17 protein-coding genes are annotated in these 18,792 nt (G+C 68.8%); 4 read left to right on the plus strand and 13 right to left on the minus strand.

All coding sequences use genetic code 11. The features are described from left to right. Positions 1–155: 155 nt before the first annotated feature. The 7 genes from JIX55_RS04590 to JIX55_RS04620 all read right to left on the minus strand — a co-directional run bounded on the left by JIX55_RS04590 (position 156) and on the right by JIX55_RS04620 (position 7,238). A complete protein-coding gene (locus JIX55_RS04590; protein ID WP_257561932.1) occupies positions 156–1,181 on the minus strand; it encodes an NAD(P)-dependent alcohol dehydrogenase in 1,026 nt (341 codons plus the stop codon). Beyond that, positions 1,178–1,912 (minus strand): iron-sulfur cluster assembly protein, encoded by a 735-nt coding sequence (locus tag JIX55_RS04595; protein ID WP_257561933.1) that lies wholly within the window; start codon positions 1,910–1,912, stop codon positions 1,178–1,180. Before JIX55_RS04595 ends, JIX55_RS04590 begins: the two co-directional genes overlap by 4 nt. Then, positions 1,909–2,916, minus strand: coding sequence for an amidohydrolase family protein (locus tag JIX55_RS04600; protein WP_257561934.1), 1,008 nt, complete (start codon positions 2,914–2,916; stop codon positions 1,909–1,911). The genes JIX55_RS04595 and JIX55_RS04600 overlap by 4 nt, the downstream gene beginning before the upstream one ends. A gap of 18 nt (positions 2,917–2,934) precedes the next feature. Next, positions 2,935–3,288, minus strand: coding sequence for a propane 2-monooxygenase effector subunit MimD (gene mimD, locus JIX55_RS04605; RefSeq protein WP_257561935.1), 354 nt, complete (start codon positions 3,286–3,288; stop codon positions 2,935–2,937). Then, positions 3,285–4,415, minus strand: coding sequence for an aromatic/alkene monooxygenase hydroxylase subunit beta (locus tag JIX55_RS04610; RefSeq protein WP_257561936.1), 1,131 nt, complete (start codon positions 4,413–4,415; stop codon positions 3,285–3,287). Before JIX55_RS04610 ends, mimD begins: the two co-directional genes overlap by 4 nt. Positions 4,416–4,497: 82 nt before the next feature. Beyond that, positions 4,498–5,598 (minus strand): 2Fe-2S iron-sulfur cluster binding domain-containing protein, encoded by a 1,101-nt coding sequence (locus JIX55_RS04615; RefSeq protein ID WP_257561937.1) that lies wholly within the window; start codon positions 5,596–5,598, stop codon positions 4,498–4,500. After that, the gene (locus JIX55_RS04620; RefSeq protein ID WP_257561938.1) at positions 5,595–7,238 is read right to left on the minus strand and encodes a methane monooxygenase; all 1,644 of its coding nucleotides are present in this window, start codon (positions 7,236–7,238) and stop codon (positions 5,595–5,597) included. Before JIX55_RS04620 ends, JIX55_RS04615 begins: the two co-directional genes overlap by 4 nt. Before the next feature lie 280 nt (positions 7,239–7,518). Here JIX55_RS04620 and JIX55_RS04625 point away from each other — a divergent pair, with 280 nt between their 5' ends. Beyond that, positions 7,519–9,435, plus strand: a complete 1,917-nt coding sequence (locus tag JIX55_RS04625) for a sigma-54-dependent Fis family transcriptional regulator (RefSeq protein WP_257561939.1) — start codon at positions 7,519–7,521, stop codon at positions 9,433–9,435. A 106-nt stretch (positions 9,436–9,541) separates the two neighbouring features. On the opposite strand, the gene JIX55_RS04630 is transcribed toward JIX55_RS04625, so the two are convergent. The 6 genes from JIX55_RS04630 to JIX55_RS04655 form a co-directional block, all read right to left on the minus strand. Then, positions 9,542–9,757, minus strand: a complete 216-nt coding sequence (locus tag JIX55_RS04630) for a DUF677 domain-containing protein (protein ID WP_257561940.1) — start codon at positions 9,755–9,757, stop codon at positions 9,542–9,544. A gap of 532 nt (positions 9,758–10,289) precedes the next feature. Beyond that, positions 10,290–11,420 (minus strand): sensor histidine kinase, encoded by a 1,131-nt coding sequence (locus JIX55_RS04635; RefSeq protein WP_257561941.1) that lies wholly within the window; start codon positions 11,418–11,420, stop codon positions 10,290–10,292. Positions 11,421–11,442: 22 nt separating this feature from the next. After that, complete coding sequence (locus JIX55_RS04640; protein ID WP_257561942.1) at positions 11,443–12,147, minus strand: response regulator transcription factor; 705 nt, start codon at positions 12,145–12,147, stop codon at positions 11,443–11,445. Further along, positions 12,144–12,455, minus strand: coding sequence for a glycosyltransferase (locus JIX55_RS04645; RefSeq protein ID WP_257561943.1), 312 nt, complete (start codon positions 12,453–12,455; stop codon positions 12,144–12,146). Before JIX55_RS04645 ends, JIX55_RS04640 begins: the two co-directional genes overlap by 4 nt. Positions 12,456–12,750: 295 nt before the next feature. Continuing rightward, positions 12,751–13,902 (minus strand): amidohydrolase family protein, encoded by a 1,152-nt coding sequence (locus JIX55_RS04650; protein WP_257561944.1) that lies wholly within the window; start codon positions 13,900–13,902, stop codon positions 12,751–12,753. Positions 13,903–14,824: 922 nt separating this feature from the next. Beyond that, the gene (locus JIX55_RS04655; RefSeq protein ID WP_257561945.1) at positions 14,825–15,427 is read right to left on the minus strand and encodes a TetR/AcrR family transcriptional regulator; all 603 of its coding nucleotides are present in this window, start codon (positions 15,425–15,427) and stop codon (positions 14,825–14,827) included. A gap of 148 nt (positions 15,428–15,575) precedes the next feature. Between JIX55_RS04655 and JIX55_RS04660 the strand changes: the two genes are divergently transcribed. The 3 genes from JIX55_RS04660 to JIX55_RS04670 all read left to right on the plus strand — a co-directional run bounded on the left by JIX55_RS04660 (position 15,576) and on the right by JIX55_RS04670 (position 18,614). Then, positions 15,576–16,370, plus strand: a complete 795-nt coding sequence (locus JIX55_RS04660) for an alpha/beta fold hydrolase (protein ID WP_257561947.1) — start codon at positions 15,576–15,578, stop codon at positions 16,368–16,370. 190 nt (positions 16,371–16,560) lie between these two features. After that, positions 16,561–16,932, plus strand: a complete 372-nt coding sequence (locus JIX55_RS04665) for an antibiotic biosynthesis monooxygenase family protein (RefSeq protein ID WP_257561948.1) — start codon at positions 16,561–16,563, stop codon at positions 16,930–16,932. Positions 16,933–17,630: 698 nt separating this feature from the next. Then, entirely contained in the window at positions 17,631–18,614 is a 984-nt protein-coding gene (locus tag JIX55_RS04670) for an alpha/beta hydrolase (RefSeq protein WP_257569212.1), read from the plus strand. Positions 18,615–18,792 lie beyond the last annotated feature (178 nt).

The raw sequence follows: 18,792 nt of genomic DNA on the forward strand, positions 1-18,792 counted from the left end.
CGGTGTCGTCCCTTCGGTACGGCTCGGGCAGGTGCGTACGCGATGCGGCAGGTGTACGGCGGTGGCGGCGGCCAGGCGTGCGGTATCCGTGGTGCGCCGACCCTCACGAACGAAGGTCCACGGATCGGCCGCCGCCACCTGCTCGGGGTACTGATTCAGGGCACGAGGACGGCGCGTCCGCGCACCCGGCCCTGATTCAGGTCGTCCAGGGCCCGGTCGAAGTCGTCCAGCGGGTAGGTGACGGTGTGGAGGGTGACCAGTCCGCGTGCCGCGAGGTCCATCAGTTCCACCAGGTCGGTGTAGGAGCCGACCAGGTTTCCGATGAAGTTGATCTCGGTGGAGATGATGTCGATGGTCGGCACGGACAGGGTTCCGCCGTAACCGATCACGTAGTAGTCGCCGGCCCGGCGCAGCATCCGTACACCGTCCTCCAGGGCGCCGCCCTCGCCGACGAAGTCGAGCACGGCCTCGGCGCCCTGCCCTCCGGTGAGCGCGGCGACCTGGTCGACCTGGCTGCCGTCGGCGACGACGGTGTGGTGCGCGCCGAGCGTCTCGGCGAGCTTCAGTGCCTGCGCCGACCGGTCGACGACGATCAGCTCGGCGGGGGTGAGCGCCCGCAGCACCTGGATGCCGATGTGTCCGAGCCCGCCCGCACCGATCACCACGGCCTTGGCGCCCGGAGCGAGCGTGCGGGCCGCCTTCTTCGCCGCGTGGTACGCCGTCAGGCCCGCGTCGGCCAGCGCGGCCACGTCGGCCGGGGCGAGGCCCGGGGCGAGCGGGACGACCGCGCGGGCGTTGGTGCGCAGGTACTCGGCGAACCCGCCGTCCGCGTCGATGCCGGGGAAGGCGCTCGCCGCGCAGTGCACGTCGTCACCGCGCCGGCAGGCGGCGCACAGTCCGCAGGTGACGAGCGGATGCAGGATCACCGGGTCGCCGGGAGCGACCGAGGTGACGGCGGATCCGACCTCCGCGACCCAGCCCGCGTTCTCGTGCCCCTGGACGTACGGCAGGCTCACCCCGCTCTTGGCCTCCCACTGGCCCTCGATGATGTGCAGGTCGGTACGGCACACGCCGGCGCCGCCGATCTTCACGATCACGTCCAGCGGTGAGGAGATCACCGGGTCGGGCACCTCGTCGAGCTCGGGCTGGTGGTCGTACTGGTGCAGTCGTACGGCTTTCATGACGCTTCCTCCCTTCTGCTACTGACTTCTGTCCAGCCGGCGGGCCCGTAGCGAGTGGCCAGCAGGCCCTCGCAGAACTCGGTGTTGGCGCCGATACCGACACCGGCCGTACGACCCATGAGCAGGTGCCGCTCCAGACCTGCGGCGGGCACGGCGCGCCCCTCGTTGTCGGTGAACAGCGGCGCCGACACATCCGCCCGGAGGCCGAGCAGGGCGCGTCGGCGGCGCAGCGTCACCGTCAGGCGCTCGGGCAGGTCGCCCAGGACCGCGTCGGCCAGTTGCCGGTGGGTCCAGCCACGCTCCAGCAGCCGCTTGCCGAGGCGGGTCTGGGCCGCCAGGTGCCCTTTGCGCAGGAAGACGGCGCGCAGCTCCTGCATGCGGTCGGGGTCGGCGAGCCCCGGGAACGCCTCGGAGAACGACTTCTCGCCTCCCACGCCCTGGTTGATCTCCTCGGAGGCGAAGTGGTCCTCCAGGACGACCGTGCACTCCCCCGCCCAGGACAGCCGGGCCAGTTCGCGCCGGGCGTCCTCCACCATCAGCCAGGCGAAGTTGGGAGCGCAGAAGTAGGTGGGCAACCGGAGTCTGGCCTCCACCGAGCCGTCGGCGCCGACACTGACGGAGCTGACGAAGCCGAGTTCGGTGATGGGGCGGTCGAGTTCCGGGTCGAGCACCGCCGCCAGGGCCGTGTTGACGGCGGTGACCCGGTCGACCGCCTCGGTGACGGCGGTCATGCCGCCACCGCTGCGGCGGCGGGCAGTTGGGCACTCCCCGGGACCTTGAGGTCGTACAGGCGCGCGTGGTTGAGGCCGAGGATCTTGCGCTTGGCGTCGGTGGTGAGGACGCCGTACTCGGACTGGAGGTCCTCGGGGATCTGGAAGTCGACGAACTTCTCGATCAGCCACTTCGGGCTCCAGATCGCGTAGTCGCTGCCGAACACGATCCGGTCCTCGTCGAGCCAGTACAGCAGCTCGCCGATGATCTGGCCGAAGTAGCGGGGGCGGGAGTGGATGAACGGCATGACCACGGACAGGCCCGCGTACACGTTGGGTTCCTGGGTGGCGATCCAGCAGAAGTCGTCGAGACGGGGCAGCCCGGAGTGCTCCACGACGAAGTTCAGGCCGGGGAAGGCGCTGGCCGCGTGGTCGATGTCGGCGACGTCGAAGGCGTCCCGGTTCAGCGGCCAGATGGTGGGGCCCTTGTGGACGTGGATGTTGCGGATGCCGAGTTCCTGGCACAGCGCCAGGTAGTCCTGTGTCTCGGGGTCGCTCAGCTTCCAGCCCTTGGAGGAGCCGCGCCATTCGGCGGTGTAGAGCTTGACGCCCCGCAGGTTCCACTCGGCGTGCAGCTTCCGCAGCCGCTCCAGGCCGGCCTCGCCCTCCCGCGGGTCGAAAGAGCCGTTGGCGATGAGCCGGTCGGGGAACTTACGGGCCAACTGACCGTTACGCTCGGTGGTGTTGAAGCCGCTGCGGTAGAACTCGTTGAGGTACGTGGGCTGGAAGATGCCCCAGTCGACGTAGCCGGTCTCGAACAGGTCGTGCATCAGGTCCTGTTCGCTGTACTTGCGGAACTTCTCCAGCGGCCACACCCACTCCTGGGGGCTGAGGTTGCGCTGGTAGTCGTAGAAGCAGCGGATGAAGCCCTCGCCGTACTTGTTGGCGGTGTTCTCCTCGCTGGCGTCCCAGAAGTGGATGTGTCCGTCGACGATGAAGTAGTCGACGCCGTCCTTGCGGTACATGGCTGCTCCTCCCGGGCGTCAGTCGACGGGACTGAGGTCGAAGTCGATGTATTCGGCGGCGTCCTCGGGGTTGGCGAAGAGCACCGTGCGGTCGTCGAGGTGGACCATGCGCCCGTAGTGGGTGGACATGATCTCCTCGAAGTCGGACACGTCGAAGTCGAAGCCGAGGGCGCCTGAGATCTCGTCGAAGTCGAAGGTGAGCACCCGCTCGCCGTCGACGCGGATCATCGACGGGTAGTCGGTGACACTGACGTTCTCCTTGGCGCGCATCACATCGGCGACGACATGGCCGTTCTGGTTGTTCATCAGCGTCACGCCGCACATGTTCGACGAGGTGCGGTCGGCGCTGAACGGCTGCGGGGCGGTGGTCACTTGGCGGTCCTCTCGCTCGTACGGTCGGCGGGTGCCTCAAGGCCCAGGTCCTCGATGAGGCGGGCGAAGCGCTCCTTGGCGCGGTCGAGACTGTCCTCGAAGCGGACGGGCTTCTCGGCGGGCTGCGACCACAGCGGCTGCAGCCGGCGTGCGGCGTCGAGGCTCACCGGCGCCCAGCGCTCCAACCACTCCTGGACGACCTGCTTGTTGCCGGCGCCGTGGGCGGCGTCGCCGAGCAGGAGGGTGAACAGGGATCGGGTGTAGCGCAGGTCGCGGTCGTAGTCGTTCTCGCCGGCGCCCATCACGGTCGGGGTGGTGTAGTCACCGTTGCGGGCGGCGATCTGCAGAACGAGGTGACTGCGGAACAGCTCGCCGACGAGGGGCTCGAAGACGAGGTTCGTGGCGAACAGGGCCTCGGCCCAGTCCTGTACGGCGGTGAGCCGTTCGGTGTTCTCCCGCACGCCCTGCCAGGCGGGGTCCGACTGCCACACGTCCCGGTGGGCGGAGCCGTCGAAGCCGTCGAGCTGCTCCTCGATGTCCAGGTTGTACAGCGCGAGGTCCTGGGCGAAGCGGAGTTTGTGGACGCTGTTCACCGCGAGCGCGTTGTTGAGCATGTTGGTGGGCGCGGAGCGCTGGATCGCGACGAACACGTGCATGCCCAGGCCCTGTTCCGCGTGCATCCACGCGCCGACGTGCCGCTCGACGAAGGTACGCCAGGCACGGGTCCACTGCCCGTACGCCTCGGCCTTGCGAGCGTTCGCGAGGTTCTGCTGGACCTGCCGCACGACGTTGGCGTTGTTGCGGTAGATCGTCTGCTCCCACTCCTCGTTGGGGTCGAGGAAGCGGTGCCAGTCCGAGGACTTGAGGGCGGTCCAGTCCTGCGGGTAGCCCGAGGAGCCGTCGGCGAAGCCGTAGATCCAGCCCTGCAGCAGGTGGCGCTCCGGGTCGGGCTGGACGTCGAAGGTGACGTCCTCGTACATGCTGGCCCGCATCTTCTGCGGCTTGTAGTAGGAGAAGGCGCGGCTGGTGGAGCTCGGGAAGACGAGGGCTCCCGCCTCGGCGTCGGTGAACTGCGGTTTGGGGAAGCTGCGTTCGGCCTTGGCCGGCTTGTCGGCTTGAGTGGTCATGCGTACGGCTCCTCGCATGGGTCAGGAGGGTCGGGTGTGTGCCCAGGTCGGGTGTGCGCGCGGATCAGGTGTGTGCCGCGGGTCAGGTGTCGGTGGACGTGGTGAACTTGTCCAGGAAGATCCGCTCCTCGGGCATGCCCTTGGCGGTGAGCAGCCCGAAAGCGGCGTCGCACATCGGCGGTGGGCCGCACAGGTAGGCGTCGGCCTGCGACAGATCGCCCTCGTGCCGGTCGACGACGTCGGTGATCAGCCCCTGCTCGTACGCGCCCGCTCCGTCCTCGGACAGGGCCGGTACGAAGGCGAAGTCGCTGAGGCCGCGACCGAGTTCGGCGATCTCGTCGAGCGCGAACAGGTCCCGCTGGGTGCGCGCCCCGTAGTAGAACCGGGTGCGGCGGGCGCTGCCGGTGGCGGCCAGGCCACGCAGCTGGGCCAGGATCGGCGCCATGCCGGCGCCGCCCGCGAGCAGGATCAGGTCACGGTCCGGTGCGTCCCGCATCACGCAGGTGCCGTAGGGCCCCTTGACCGTGAGCGGGTCTCCCGGGTTCAGGGCGCCGCCGAGCAGCCCGGAGAACAGTCCGCCGGGGTAGCGCCTGATGATGAACTCCAGTTCGCCGCCGGGCCCTTCGGCGGGCAGCCCCGCCATGGAGAACGACCGCCACTGGTCGGTGCCGGGCACCTGGATGTCCAGGTACTGCCCGGTGCGGTACGGCAGTTCGTCAGGCGGGTCGATCACCAGGCCGAGCCGGACGATGTCGTGGGTGAGGGGCTGTACCGCGGCGACGGTGGTGCGGGCCTCCCGTGGCGGTATGCCGGAGAGGAGCATCTCCTCGTCGTAGTTGATGAGTTCGACGTGGAGGTCGCCGTAGGCGTGCACGCGGCACAGCAGGACGTATCCCTCCTCGCTCTCGTAGTCGGCGAGCGCGAAGGTGGAGTAGCGCTCCATCTGCTGGTCGCCGTCGAGCAGAAAGGACTTGCAGGACGAGCACTGGCCCTCCTTGCAGCCGTGCATGAGATTGACGCCCTGGCGGAACGCGGCGTCCAGTACGGTCTCGTCCTCGTCGGCCTCGATCTCGATGCCGACCGGTTCGAATCGGATGCGGTGCTTGTCGCCCACAAGGACCAGCCTTCCGGGGCGGCGACCCCGCGACGGGTTCGTCGCCGCCCCTGCCTGTGGTTCGGTCAAGGCCTCGACGGTGTGATGTTGCTGCGGCTGCGGTAGTCCGCGACGTGCGCCTCGCGCTCCTCGTCGGACATCTCGTTGAGCGCCATGTTGGGGCTGATGAGTGTGTTGCCGCGGATGTCGTCGAGCGTCCACAGCTTCTTCGGGTCGTCGAGGTCCAGATGCGGCTGCGGGATCAGCGTCTTGCCGTCGTCGCGGACATAGCCGAGGTCCTTGACGATGTCGGCGAGGTCCTGCCCGTGGTAGCAGCTCTCCCACTCACGCTTGCCGGTGAGGCGTCCCATCGACGGGGTGGGGCGGCCCTCGTACTCGGGCCGGAACGCGGTGGTGTCGGTCCACGCGCAGGTCTCGGAGCAGTACGTGCGCCACTGACCGTCGACCTTGTCGACCACCATGTCCTGCCGGACCAGGCAGGGCACCATGCAGGACCAGCAGCGGTGCGGGTACTGGTAGCCGACGTCCTCGAAGGTGATCGGCTTGTTGGCACCGGGATGCCGCATCCGGTTGTACGCCTCCCACCAGGCGCCGTACTCCGCGTACCAGCCCGGGTACTTGGACTCGAACCACTCGAAGTCGTCGTCGGTCATGCCGTCGACGCGCCAGAAGTTCACCGGCCAGCCGGTGGCGAAGAACTGGGCGGTCTTGTGGACGTAGCCCTGGTTCCAGATCCGGTCCCACGCCTTCTCCACGAGGTCGTGCGGGATCTTCAGGCCGTACTTCTCCAGCGGGATCAGGTACGACCGGTAGTAGTCGTCGTAGATCCAGCGGCGCCACATCTCGGCGTAGCTGTCGCGGTCCTTGCGGCGGTCCTTGCTGCCGTACTCGATGAACGTGCCGATGGCGGCGTCCACCACGCAGTGGTTGTTCCACCAGGCGTAGCGCAGGTCGCGCTCCAGGAGCTGCCGGTTGTCCTCGTCGGCCAGCGCCATCAGCAGGATCGAGTAGCCGTTGGAGATGTGCCGGGACTCGTCCGACTGGACCGAGTGGAAGACGGTGGGCAGCAGGTAGTCGCCGTTGGCGGCGGCCTCGGCGGGCATCGCCACGAACAGGGTGTTGGTGAAGGCGGTCTCGGCGACCAGCGTCAGGTAGACGTTGGAGGCGGTGATCGCGTCGCCGGTGATGAACCCCTCGCCGAACTGCCGGCCGATGGTGCCCGCGTAGCAGTTGGCGAACGCCTTTTCGGAGATGTCGAACCCGGCGGGGTCGATGTAGTGGTTCATGTAGAGGCGCTTGAGGTTCATCTGGATCGTCGAGTGACGTACCTCGTCGATCATCTGCACCGCGAGCCCGTTGTGCAGCTCCGGGTTGGGCACCGCGCCGATCGCCATCGGCATCGCGCGGGCCGCGCTGATCTCGGGGAAGGGGATGATGGACAGGAACAGCTTCTGCCACTCCATCCAGCGCTCCTGGACCTGGCGGAACATGTTGCCGCGGATCGCGCCGTCCATCGCGCCGTAGACCCGGTTGTCCTTCTCCTCCTCCATCGGGAAGTAGGAGCGCAGGACCTGCTTGAGCGGGTCCTTCTTGGGGGCCTTGTCGAAACGGTAGTCGGTGGCGAAGCGGTTGGCCGGTGTCGCGAACGTCGGATCCCACGACAACTCGGTGATCTTCTTGTGCGCCTTGCTCAGGCTCTGTCGGCTCACGGGTGATACTCCTCCGGCTGACTCGGCAGCGATGGGGCTCCCCCGGGCTCCGGCACAGCCGGGACCGGAGGGAAGGGACCTCGTTCGCCCGGCGCTCGTGGCGGCGCACTGCCGTCGGTGACCGGGGCGTCGCCCATCGTGGGGTCGGGTGCGGCAGCCGCGCGTCTCAAGTTGAGACGGGCGCCACATCCCGGGTATGGCCACCACCGCACTCCCGGACTTAACGTGCCGGACATACCGGAACCCCGAGAGTCATTGCACGGCAGAAGGCGCAGAGCCGATGGAACCTGTGGAATCCGTGGAACCCCTGGAGACGCCGAGGCCGTCGCCCACCGTCTCCGCGCTCGGCCTGGATCGTCGCATCCCGCACCTCAACCCCGTCCGTGAGCGGGCCCGGTTCCTGGAGGGCGGGGACTTCTCGTCCTCCGCGGTGCGCCCGCCCATCCTCGACTCCTGGCAGCGCTCCCGCTTCTTCGGCGTGGACGCCGACCGCATCCAGGCCCCCTACAACGCAGACTTCGACCCGCACTCCCGGCTCGCCACGGCCGCCCGCCCCGTCCTCGACCGGCTCTCCGACGCGCTCCAGGGCACCCCGATGTGCCTCATCCTGACGGACTCCAAGGGGCGCGTGCGTGAGCGCAGGACCGGCGACCGGGCGCTGCACCGGCATCTCGACGACATCAGCCTCGCGCCCGGCTTCAGCTACGCCGAGGAGTACGTGGGCACGAACGGCATCGGCACCGCGGCCGAGGACGGCCGTACGGCACAGGTCTTCGGCTCGGAGCACTTCTCCGAACGGCTGCAGCGGGTGTCGTGCGCGGCGGCGCCCATCCGCAACCCGGTCAGTGGTCGGGTGCTCGGCCTGATCGATCTGACGTCCTGGCAGCACACCGCCTCGCCGCTGATGGTGGCGCTGGTCCAGGAGGCCGCCGCCGACATCGAGGAGCGGCTGCTCGACATCGGTTCGGAACGCGAACGGGCGGCACTGCGCGCCTTCTTGACGTCCCGTCAGAGTTCGCGCAGGGCGCTGGTCACGCTCACCGACGGATTGCTGCTCGCCGACGCGGCCGCGACGGAGATGCTCGGCCCGGCCGACCACCGGCGGCTGCGGGAACTCGCCGCCGATCCGTCCGGGCTGCGCGAGCAGCGGATGCTCCTCAGCGACGGGCGAACCGTGCAGCTGAGGGGCCGCCAGGTGGAGGGTGATGAGCCCGGCGGACATCCGGCCGCGTATCTCATCGAACTGCGGCTGGTCGCGGAGCGGGACGAGTCCGGCCGGCACCCCGTGGTCCGTCCGCCGCGGTTGGCCGGCATCAGCGGTTCGAGCCCCGTGTTCCGTGGCGTCATCAGCCAGTTGATCCGCCACTGCGAGCACGGACGCTGGACGCTGGTGGAGGGGGAAGCGGGCACCGGCAAACAGGCGCTGGTCCGGGCCGTGCACCGGCATGTGGCGCCCGCGGCGCCGATCGGCGTGCACGACGCGGCGGACGCGAGGGGCGGCGCGGCGCCGTGGCTGCGAGCCGTCTTCCAGGATCTCGCCGAGGACCGCGGCACGGTGGTGCTCCGGCATCTCGATCTGCTGTCCGCGCACGTACTCGGACAGCTCGACGGGGTGCTGCGCACCACGGCCGGGCGCTCCGGCTGGGTGGCCGCGCTGCTCACCCATGACCGGCCCAGGCTGCCCGGCGCGGGTGCCGAAGCGCTGCCGGATGCCGACAGGGTGGCCGCGTCTCGGCAGGCGGATCCCGTCGCCGCGGTGCGGGCGCGGTTCGGGGCCGAGGTCACCGTCCCGCCGCTGCGACACCGTACGGCCGACATCCCCGCGCTCGTGGCCTGCCTGCTGGCCCGGCATGGTGGCGACAGCGGAGGCGTCCGGTGTACGGACGACGCGTTGCGGGCCCTGTCCCGGGCGCCTTGGCCAGGGAACGTCCGCCAACTCGACGGCTCGCTCCGCTACGCGCAGGCGCACCGTTCGGGCCCCTTGATCGAGGAGTCCGACCTCCCGCCGTCCCTTCTCTCCCAGGCTCAACACCCCTTGTCCGCCTGGGAGTCCACGGAACGCGACCTGATCGTCCAGTCCCTCCTCGACCACGGCGGAGACAAGGCGAAGGCGGCGAAGGCGCTGGGGATCTCCCGGGCGACGATCTACCGCAAGATCACGGCGTTCGGGATCCGGCTGGGGCCGGAGAAGGGGTGACGCCGGAAGGTGACGTGACACCGGAAGGTGACGTGACACCGGAAGGTGACGTGACACCGGGAAGTGACGTGACGCCGACAGGGCCCGGTCCGGCGGGTGGACGCCGTCAGCGTCGTGTGCCCTTCCTCGCTCCCTGGGTCCAGGCGTTCCCCAGCCACAGGCCGCACGCCTCCCAACAGCCGAGTACGGCACCCGTGAGGGCGACTCCGGGACCGGCCGGGGCACCCGCCACCGTCGCCACCACACCGCACACCGCCAGCAGGACCCCGAACCCGCCCATGGCCAGCAGCCGTTCTCGGTGCCCCCACGACTGTTTCGCCATGTCCCCCCCCCACTCGTCACGCTCCGCCTTGGCGCGTCGTCCTGAGCATGCCGGAGGGCATCCGAGGGAGGAGTCTCACTGTGAGACGCTGCGCGATTGAGATCTGCCGTGCCGCGGAGCGTCAAAATGAGCGTCGCGGCGGAGAGGCAGTGACGCTGCACGGCGGGCTGCTGCGAGGCAGTACACCAACTGTCCTGCCCGACGGGCAGGAGCGCGAACACGGCGCCGGGCACATCCGGCTGGCGTTCGCCTGACCGGTCCCAGGGCGCCACATCCGCATCGGCGTACGCCGACAGCGGGCGCCGGACCGTGTGCACGCCGTGTTCCGCCCGAACCTCCGAAGGGAGCGGCAACGTCGGGCAGTCCGCGGACCGGGCGATTCCCGGGACGCCGACCGTGTCACGCGCCGCGGCAGCCGCACGGGCCCTCGCCGTCTCCGAACTCGGCGACGCGCATCGAGCGCACTGCTCGGCGTCCTTCACGGCCGCGACCTGCTCGTCACCGCCGCTCCGAGGTCGATGTGTCGATGGAGTCAGCGGGAGACCTGAGGCATGCCGCCCTCGGGGGCGGGTTCCTGCGGTAGGCGCAAGGTGAACGTTGCTCCCTTGCCCAGCCCGGCGGATTGCGCGGTGATGTCTCCGCCGTGGGCTCGGGCGATGCCCCGCGCGATGGTCAGGCCGATGCCGCTGCCGCCGACGGCAGCGGGTCGGCCGGGATGATCAAGGCGTTCGAAGCGGTGGAAGATGCGTTCGAGGTCGTGTTCGGCGATGCCGATGCCGTCGTCCGTGACGCGGACGATCACGCGGTGCACGGGAGACGGTCCGGTGTGCACGGACAGCGCCACCTGTCCGTACCGATCGCATGCGGCCAGTGCGTTGCCGAGCAGGTTCACCAGGACCTGGGTGATCCGGTCCGGGTCGCAGAAGGCGACGACGGGTGTGCCTGCGTCCACCGCGAGGGTCACCCTCTGGTCGTCGTACTGGGGGCGCAGTCGCTCGGCCGTGGCCCGCGCCAGCGTGGCCACGTCGGTGGGCTTGCGGTGAAGATCGAAGGCGGCCTCCTCCGACCGGGACAGGCTGGAGAGGTCGCCCGCCAGGCGCTGCAGCCGGTGAAGGTCGTCGGCGAGGGAGGCGAACATCGCCTCATCGGGGATGAAGATGCCGTCGGCCATGCCCTCGATCTGGCCGCGTAGGAGGGTGATGGGGGTGCGCATCTCGTGGGCGACCTCGGAGATCAGGCGGGCGCGGCGGCGTTGGGTGTCGGCGAGGGCTGCCGCCAGTGTGTTGACGTCTTCGACCAGCGCTGCCAGGCCCGGCTCGCTGGGGAGTTCGAGGATGTCGTCGTAGTGCCCCTCGGCGAGCCGGCGCGTGGCTGCGCGCACCCGGTCGAGCGGACGCAGCAGAAACCGGGACAGGGCGACGGACGCCGGGAAGGCCGCGGCCACTCCGAACAGGAGGCCGATCTGCAGGACCACGTCGCCTTCGACGTCGTCGAACCCGAGCCACACCTCGATCAGCGCGCTGATTGCCGCCATGGCCAGCAGGGCCAGGAGGAGCACCATGACGTGCGAGAGCACCAGCCGGTTGCGGAGCGACAGCCGCTCCTGGATTCGGCGCAGCCGCGCACGACCCCTGTGGCAGGCCGGGAAGCCGGCGGGAAGCATGGGTCGGTGTCCTTCCTGGCCGCTAGGCGGGGCGCCCGATGAACCGGTAACCGATGGTGCGGACGGTACCTACGAACCGGGGTGTGCTCGCGTCGTCGCCCAGCGCGCGCCGCAGAGTGCGGATGTGTACGTCCACGACGCGCTCGTCACCGAAGAAGTCCTCGCCCCATACTTGGGTCAGCAGTCCGCGCCGGGTGAAGACCCGCCCAGGGGCCCGGGCCAGCGCGAGCAGCAGATCGAAGTCGAGGGCGGACAGCTCCACCGTCCGGTCGGCGTCGACGAGGACGGTCCGTGTCCCGGGATCGACAGTCAGTCCGTCGAAGCGCAGCATGTCGTCCTCGTGGGCCGCCTCGGGGCGGCTGTCGGTGCGCCGCAGGATGGCGCGCACGCGCAGGGCCAGTTCGCGGGGGCTGAACGGCTTGGTGACGTAGTCGTCGCTGCCGGTGGTGAAGCCGATCAGCCGGTCGACCTCCTCGTCCCGGGCGGTGAGCATGATCACCGGGATCTGGCTCGCCTCCCGGATGCGGCGCAGGACCTGGAATCCGTCCAGCCCGGGGAGCATCACATCGAGCACCACGAGGTCCGGCCGGTCGCGGGTGACGGACTGCAGGGCGGACGGTCCGTCCGCGGCTTCGACGACGTGGAACCCGTCCGCCTCCAGGTAGCCGCGCACGGTCATGCGGATCTTGGGTTCGTCATCGACGACCAGAACGCGCTGCGTACTCATCGTGCTCGCTTTCCATCGCCGAAGTGGGAAGGGGAGGGCCGTCGTGGCCGCGGGTGACCGGCGGCATGGAGGGAGAAGGCCTCGAACGCGGCCAGCGTACGGTGGATGTCGTGGCCGGTGGCGATCTCCCGGCCTCGCCCATCCGACGCCGTGCCGCCCGGGTCGTCGAGCAGCTCCATGAGGCGGTCGGCGGGGGCGCGCACGTCACCGGTCGGGAAGAGGTAGCCGTTGCGGCCGGGGTGGACCAGGTGCGGCAGGGCCATCGCGTCGGCCGCGACGACGGGCTCGCCCGCGGCCATGGCATCCATGGTGACCGCGCTCCGCGGTGCCGGGCATGCAGAAGATGTCGCAGCGGGCGTAGGCGACAGGCGAGCGTGACTCCGGCGGGCCGGCGGCCAGGGCACTCTGGGCCGGCCGGAAGCCCGCGAGGCCGGCCAGGGTCAGGCCGCCGAGCGTGCCGCACAGCGTCGCGCTCACGCCGTTCATTCCGTCGGTGGCCCTTCCGTCGGCCGGCGCTGACCCTTGCCTAGAGCGCCGCCCGCGCCTCGTCGGCGGGGCGGCGGGCGGCGGGGCGGGACGGCGGGCTTGGCGTGCGGTCGCGGCTCAGCGCGAGCCGGCGCGGCGTATACGCGCCCGCAGCTTCGGGAACTGCTCAAGGGCGTTGGTCCGCTCGAGAGCGATCCGCTGGCGCCGGCTGTAGATCTCGTCCACGGTCGGTTCGGGATCGCCTGCCTTGAGAAGCGGCAGGCTGCCCTTGAGGAAGGGCATCGTCTCGACGTTGTCGGCCGCGTAGAGGTGGCGGGTCGCCGGCCAGTCGCTGCCGAACATGATGTGGTCGGCGGGCACCAGCGACGACAGCGGCTGCAACTGCGCGGCGGTGAACGCCTGTGCGTCGTCGAAGTACATCCGCGAGATGTAGGTGAGGGGGCCTTCCGGCAGCACTTCGTTGAACGGCGGGAAGGCCGAGTGCCGGGTCGCGAGCCGGTAGGCCAGGAACGGCAGCGCCCCGCCGCAGTGCGTGAAGTGCCAGCGGATGTTCGGGTAGTCCCGCAACACACCGTTGTAGATCAGGCTCGTCATCGCACGGGTCGCGTCGAAGGTGTACTCGAAGACGTTGTTCCCGGCCGGGATGTCGGGGCCGAAGCAGAGCTTCGGAGCCGGGTTCGCCTCCGGACCCGTCGGGTGGACGTAGACGTAGGCACCGCGGTCATTGAGGATCTCGTACAGAGGCGCGAATGAAGGGTCCCCCAGGTAGGTGCCTTTGTAGTTGGTGAGCAGACAGATGCCGTCGAGATCCAGTTCGCCGAGCGCGCGGTCCACCTCGGCCACCGAGCCCTCGATGTCGGGCATCGGAGTGACCGCGAAGATTCCGAACCGGTCACCACGGGTCTGCACGAGGTCGCGGGCGTAGTCGTTGACCGCGCGGGCGGTGGCACGCCGGTCGTCGATCGGGCCGACGGTGACCTGGAGGTCGCCGAACGACAGGACGCTGGCCTGAATCCGGTACTGGTCCATGAAGGCCAGGTGCCGATCGACCGACCACGGACCGTACGCCCCGGTAATGGCGCCGAGCAAGCCATAGCGCTTCAGGTAGTCGTTGTACACGTCGGGTGCGTAGTGCGCGTGGGTGTCGATACGCCAGTTGCCCTTCGGCAGCCCCGGGCCGGACGGTGCCGCCTCCGGAGCAGCCATGGCGGCCGGCACCGTGGCCGCCGCCGCCGTGACAAGCGCTGCGGCCGATGCCCCTTCGATCATCCTTCGACGCGAGATGTTCCGTAGCAGGTTCATTGCCAGTTGCCCTCTTCATTCTGTGTGCGAGTCAGGTCGTATGTGGGTGCGTCACGGCGCCGTCGCCAGGCCGGGCAGGGCCTGCGCGGGACGGCGATGGTCCCCGCCGTGAGGGAGACCGCTGCCTCCACGCGCGGGTGTGCGCGCGGTCCAGGCCGATCGGGGAGCGCAAGCGGGTAAGGCGCTCCTCGGCCGGGCCAGTCGCCGCCGGCAGATCGATCCGGCACTCATGCGTGGGAACCCCACAGCGCCGACGTGGCCGCGCCGGCCGGCAGCCGGCTCCACACCGTGAACTAGCCGGCGGTTCCTTCATGCAGCACGTCATCACCGACCGCCTGCCCAACGGAGTCCACCCGCCTGGCCGAATCCGGACGAAGGAACGCGCCGATCACAACGGAACCGGACAGCGCGGTGTCAACCGCCGTAGTCAGGTGCCGAACAGCAGGGTGATCAACGCTGTCCACCGGCGGGACGAGGAGTACGTGCATGACCGCCAGACAACAGCCGCCTCATAAAGCACGTACCACGGAGCGCATGAAGCTTCCATGAAGCCAATCGCCGGGCTGGCGCCCACTGCCTGCAGCGGTCTCCTGCTTCTTCCGGACTCAGGTGTTATTCAGACGGTCCGTCAGGAGTAGGTGGGTCAGCTCTTGGGTGCGTCCGCCGTGACCGGGTGCAGGTGAAGCGGCGATTCAACAATGCGGATGTTGTCCTGCTTGTTCCGGTGCAGGGCCTCGCTCAGGTCGGTGGTCGACCACACCGGCTGGGCCAACCGACGTCGGCGAGCACGTCCAGGAGTACTGGCGGCGCTCCACGTGCGGACGCGGGCGCTTGACGGCGGCCATGCAGGGTGTGCGGTAGCGCTCGGCAGCGGGACGGCGTGGCTCGACTACTGCTGGGAGTCCTGCGGTGTGTCGGCACGCCGCAGCATGGTGAGCCACTGGGTCACGACGGCGTCGATGAAGGCGTCGGTGACCTGGCCGCGGTCGAGGAAGAGCCGTGCGAGGACGGGCCCGTACAGCAGGGTGAACTCGTCTTCGCTGATCTCGACGCCCGAAGGCGCCAGCAGCCTGTTGAAACCGGCGTAGCGGTCTTCGCCGATGCGGACGAGTGCCCGAGCACTGTCGGGGTCGTGGTCGGCCTGGGCGGTGATGGCCAGAGCCGCGGTTCGCACGGCCGGCACGCTGACCCCGGCGCGCAGGCTCTTCAGCCAGGCGGTGGCCACGGCGCCCACGTCGCTGCCCGGTTCGGGATAGGTGCCGAGGTCGGGGCCTTCGAGGACGAGGTCGAAGAGCAGCGCGGCTCGGGTGGGCCAGTGCCGGTAGAGGGTCTGGCGGGTGACCTCTGCCCGCTCGGCCAGCAGGGCATAGGTCAGGCCGGCCGGTCCGACCTGAGGCAGCAGTTCTCGCGCGACGGCCAGCACGCGGTTGCGGGTGCGCTGCACGCGCGGGTTGCCCGGGGTCGGCAGACGGCGATGGAGGGGCTGCTTCATGCCGCCACCCTACCGGCAAATCATACATCGAGTGTGATTGAGGTCACAACTCGATCCGAATCATACATGGCGTGTGATAAACCTTTGAGAGTAATCACACGCACTGGATGATTCTTGCGTGACGTGCATATTCGAAAGGCGGATGACCATGTCACCTCGCAACCTGCTCGCACCCACGTTCGCCCGTACGCGCCTCGGTTCCGGCCCCGGCCTACTCCTCGCCCACGGTGCCGGCAGCAGCCTGGCCGGCACCTACGGCCCCGTCCTGGAAGCTCTCGCCGCCCGCCACACCGTCGTCGGCATCGACTACCCCGGCAGCGGCGACACCCCCCGCTCCACCGCCCCGCTGTCCGTCGACGACCTCGCCGACCAGCTCATCGCCGCCGCCGACGCCGAGGGCCTCGACCGCTTCGCCGTGTCCGGCTTCTCCCTCGGCGGCCCGGTCGCCATCCGAGCCGCCGCCCGCCACCCCCAGCGCGTCACCGCACTCGTCCTGACCGCCGCCTTCCCGCACCGCGACAACCGGCTCGCTCTCGCCTCCTCGGTCTGGAGCAAGATCGCCGCGTCCGGCGACCGCGAGCTGCTCGCCGAGTTCCAGCTCCTGATGGCCCTCGGCACCCAGGCGCTGGAGTCCATGCCGACCGAGCAACTGCGGCAGACCCTCGGCTACGTCGCCGCCACCGCGGCCGACGGCAGCTCCGAACAGACCGACCTTGTCGGCCAGGTCGATGTCCGGGACGACCTCGCCGCCATCAAGGTCCCGACCCTGGTCATCTCGACCACCGACGACCGGCTCACCTCCACCGCCCTGCACCGCCACCTCGCCGAGACCATCCCCGGCGCGCAACTCGTGGACATCGCCACCGGCCACCTGCCGATGCTCGAGCGGACCGAGGAATGGCTGCAGCTCATCACCGACTTCCTCGGCAATCACAACGCCTGAAAGCACACCATGGGTGGGGCCACGCGGCGAACAGCGGCTGGCCCACGGCTAGCCCCTCACCCGGACCGCCCGTTGATCACTTCTCACTAACACTCCCTGGCGGTGGACATCGGCCACCTCCCGGTCCCGGATCACTTGAATCTCTGTGGGTTCGTAGACCCACTTCCCCTCTCGAGTTCATGGAGAAATCATGCTTAGTTTCGGCCACCTCGACGAGTCCACCCAATTCCGCGACCAGCAGAAGGAGAAGGCCGGCCCGGTCACCATTATCAACACGTTTGTCGCCCCGGAAGGCAAGGAGGATGAGGTGGTGGCCGCCTGGGCGGACGACGCGGAGTACATGAAGAAGTCGGGGAGCCTTCTTTCGGTGCAGCTGTACCGGGGCATCGGCGGCAGCCGGCTTTTCACCAACGTCGCGGTCTGGAAATCCACCGAGCACCTCCGTGCAGCCCTCGGCACGCCGGAGTTCGCCTCGCACCTGGAGCGCTACCCTGCCGGCACCGTGGCCTACCCGCATCTGTACCAGAAGTTCGCTGTCGAGGGCGTCTGCGAAGGCGAATGATGACCGCTCCCCGATCCGGGCTGCCGTTCGCCACGCACACGACATGTGGCCCCGTGTAGTCCCTGGGCCGCGGACGACTGACTCCCTCAAGGGAAGCGGCAGCATCACCACAACGTCGTCGGCCCGCCCGCTGCGCGCGCGTTGTACTCGACAGCGAGCTGAACCGGCCTGACGGCATGAAAGGTTCTTGCCGAGAGAGTGGCGGCACGCTCTGCGCAAGCAGCGCGCCGGGCACCGCTCGCATAGACATGGCTGTGTCCCCCTGCCTGTGGCAGGGGGACACAGCCGCCTCGGTCTGCTGACCGAAGCTGGGCGGCTGCGCCTCCGCCGGCAGCTACCCGCTTCACGAAGCCGCTGCTGCCCGTCACTAGGTCATGACCTGGTGGGAGGCGCGCACCGGGCAGGGGGACTGCGGGCCTACTTCACCTCTGCCGACATCCCGTTGCTGCTCGAACACCTCAGTGCACGGATCCCCGTCGCCGGTGAACGTGCCACCGCGCTCCACCTGCGGTACCTCGACCTGGTCCTCGCCGGGCTGCGCACCTCGGCCCCCGACCAGCCCACCGCCCTGCCATCCCATGATCGAGGCCCTCGGCAGTTCTCTATGGAGGCCCGCGCCTCCCTTTCAGGGGCGAATCACTTACCCCGAGACTGACATCCAGGGGAAAGTTTCTTCCCCCTCACCATGAGTAGACAGCATCTCGGCTTCGGCGAATTATGGCGGAAGGACCGCCCGGTGGCGGACCAAGGCCGAGAAAAGGGCAAGAACCATGGTCAAAACTGTTTCCTTCAGGAACAAGGCAGTAGAAATTTCGGGACACCTTCACCTGCCGGACAACTTCAGGGAAGACGAGAAATTTCCGGCCCTCGTCGGCGTTCATCCGGCTGGGGGAGTAAAGGAACAGACCATCGGAGCCTACGCCAAGAGGCTCGCTGCGCAGGGATTTGTTACCGTGGTTTATGACTCCTCATACCAGGGAGAGAGCGGCGGCGAACCTCGCCTCTTGGAAGACCCGGCGACCAGAGTGGAAGACGCCCGCTGCGCAGCCGACTTTCTTACCACTCTTCCGTTCGTCGACTCCGAACGAATAGGAGTTTTTGGCATTTGCGCCGGGGGCGGCTACGCAATCAGCGCAGCACAGACCGAACGCCGCTTCAAGGCAGTAGCCACCGTCAGCGCAGCTCCCATGGGCGAAGGTTCCAGAGGCTTTCTGGGACATATGTCCCCGGTGGCCGAGCAGATCGGCACGCTGGAGATGGTTGCCAAACAGCGCACGGCGGAAGCGAGGGGAGGCACACCTCTCTACGCCACGTTTGTTCCAGAAACGCTGGAGGAGATCGACGAAAACACACCGGACCTCCTGCGTGAAGGATACGACTACTACAGGACGCCCCGAGGTCGACATCCCAATTCCAAGGGCCGCTTCCTGCTGACCAGCATGGACAAGATGTTCGCCTTCTCGGCGTTCGACCAAATTCCAACATTGCTGACCCAACCGATGCTCCTCGTCGTAGGGAGCAAGGCAGACACAAAGGTGTTCAGCGACCAGGCGTACGAGCTTTCCAAGGGGCCGAAGGAGTTGTTCGTCGTCGAAGGTGCGACTCATATCGCGATGTACGACGTGCCCGAGTACGTGGATCAAGCGATCACTAAAATGGTGGAGTTCTTTGCTGTCCTTTAGTACCGCCGAGACCTGGGGCCACGACCACTGAGCCGGGTACTGCTTCGGCACGGTTCGAGGTCATCCATCCAGGCGCAGGAACCGAAGCGATGCCCTGGCGGAGGGCAGCGGTGGTGCCCGCCCTCCGCCAGGGCATCTTCGTACGCTCGTACTGCCCCGCTGGACCAGCGCAGCGCGC

This window comes from Streptomyces sp. DSM 40750, assembly GCF_024612035.1.
Classification (GTDB): domain Bacteria; phylum Actinomycetota; class Actinomycetes; order Streptomycetales; family Streptomycetaceae; genus Streptomyces.